Annotated in this window: 2 protein-coding genes and 1 pseudogene; 1 reads left to right on the forward strand and 2 read right to left on the reverse strand. The window is 55.6% G+C overall.

The genetic code is table 11. The features are described from left to right. Nucleotides 1-337 precede the first annotated feature (337 nt). Nucleotides 338-1,399 carry a cytochrome-c peroxidase gene (locus XAXN_RS02505; RefSeq protein WP_245149938.1) on the forward strand — a complete coding sequence of 354 codons (1,062 nt, stop codon included), beginning with the start codon at nucleotides 338-340 and terminating at the stop codon, nucleotides 1,397-1,399. 174 nt (nucleotides 1,400-1,573) lie between these two features. Here the strand turns inward: XAXN_RS02505 and XAXN_RS22930 are convergent. After that, nucleotides 1,574-1,862: pseudogene (locus XAXN_RS22930) on the reverse strand (transposase); the annotation flags it as partial. 36 nt (nucleotides 1,863-1,898) lie between these two features. Continuing rightward, nucleotides 1,899-2,112: hypothetical protein (locus XAXN_RS22665; protein ID WP_209018933.1), on the reverse strand; the 214-nt coding region annotated here is incomplete at its 5' end.

The following is a 2,112-nucleotide window of genomic DNA, read 5'->3' on the forward strand; positions in this document are numbered from 1 at the left end:
CGACTACATCGAGATGTTCTATACAACCCTAAACGCCGTCATGGTTCAACGGAGGACCTGTCCCCTGTAGAGTCTGAACGGCGCTACGCGCAACGAGGGTCTTGAGTGTCTACGGAACCCTGGGCGTATCACATCAATGCTGCCAGCAGCAGCAAATTTACCTGCGCGCCACAGGAAAAATGGTGTCCTCAATGACTGACGCACATCTGTTGCTCGCTCGCGATGCCTGGTCAATCGCCCATCCATAGAGGCTTCCTTTGATCCCGGGGAGTTATCCCAGGGCTAGTTTTTTTGTAGCTGATATTGATACCCTGTTCAGCTTTTGAAATCAAGAAAAATGTCGCGAAAGATCATCATCTCCATCTTTTTGGCCATGGTCCTGCTTTTGCTGGGAGTAAGGTGGCTGGCCGGATCGGAACCGGATCAAGGGGAACGCCGTCAAGCCATGGCATCCCTGGGAGAGATGTTGTTCCGGGACAGCACTCTCAGCGCAAATCGGGCTCTGTCCTGTAGCTCATGCCACGAGCCAAGCAAGGCATTTACCCGAGATATCGCGGTTCCCACTATCTATGGCCAGAGGACCGGCACCCGGAACGCACCGAGCTTGTTGGACCTTCCTTACTTCACGCATTTCTTCTGGGATGGTCGCGAGGAACGACTCGACCGAGCAGCAGTAGCAGCCTTCACCAATCAGGCCGAAATGGCTCAGCCGACTATGAGAGCGGTGATCAAGGCTGTCTCACAGAGACCGGATTATCGGACTAGACTTAAGGCAGCGTTTGGCGATGAGCGAGTCGATGAGGAACGCATCTCCAGTGCCATCCAGGCTTACCTGGCGTCTGTTACGACCGGTCGCAGCCGGTATGACGCTTTTGTCGCGGGAAACACCACTGCCATGACAACAGCAGAGCGCCGCGGTCTGGATGTGTTCCGGGGGAAAGCCGAATGCTCCTCATGCCATACATTGAACGGTACGCCGGCCGCTTTCACGGACAATCGGTTTCACCATTCCAATGTCGGGATAGATCGGCTGACTGGAAAAGTCGGCACGACCATTGAATCTTTCAAAACCAAACGCGAGCAGGGAATTCCAGTAGCTGAGCTAGTATTGTCAGACCCGGATATTGCTGCATTAGGACGATTTGCAATCAGCGGCCAAGGCAGCGACTTGGCGGCATACCGCACACCAACGCTATGCAATGTCACCCGTACGCCGCCGTACATGCACGATGGCAGCGTGCGAAGCGTTGAAGAGGCGATCCAACGGGAGATCTATTACCGCAGTCTTGCGCGCGGCAGCCTATCTCATTGGCTACAAGAGAACAGAACGATCTGTACGCCTTCCTGCATGCGCTTGACGACCTGCCAAATAACGCACATTAAGATTTGGAGCGGCTAACAAAACCCAGAAAGAAGCCGTAAGCAGACGATGGAACATGCACGCGAGAGCAATGCCAAGTGGATATCGATACGGCGTTCAAAGCGAATGCGTAGTTGCCCATGCCTGCCAGCCAGGCGTGGGTGCGCTCGACGCCCCCAGCAATGACGGCCCAACCGGTCGATCCACCGTTTAGGCGCGACGTAACTCGGCCAGCAATACCTGATGCAGACGATGCCACACACCGGCAACCTGCCAATCACGCAACCGGCGCCAAACAGGTCATGCCGCTGCCATCGCCCAATTCCGCAGGCAGGTCCTCCCACGGGGTGCCCGTCCGCAGGACATAGACAATGCCGTTGAGTGCTTGCTGATCACTGATACGCGGTCGCTCACCTTTGGGCGAGCGCGTGATTTGCGGAATCAGTGGTTCAATGCGCTTCCACGGCGCAATGGGATCTCTTCGAGACGTGTCATGTCGCAATGTTGCCGCCGTAGAAGCAACATTCAAGCGGTTTTGTTAGCCGCTCTTAGCGCCGACCTTGGCAGCAACAACGGGTTGGCTCTGCACCACGTCAAACTCGCGCTGAACTACTTTTCCGGCCTTTCCAAGTCGCGCCTCCAACAAATGACGCCCCTCCGACCAGGGCTGAGTAGGCTTGAATACAAATTGCACAGAATCAACATCGGCCGTCACTAGCTGGCTCTGTTCACCTAGCTGTTCAGTCCCGGCA

This window comes from Xanthomonas axonopodis, assembly GCF_001304695.1.
Classification (GTDB): domain Bacteria; phylum Pseudomonadota; class Gammaproteobacteria; order Xanthomonadales; family Xanthomonadaceae; genus Xanthomonas; species Xanthomonas axonopodis.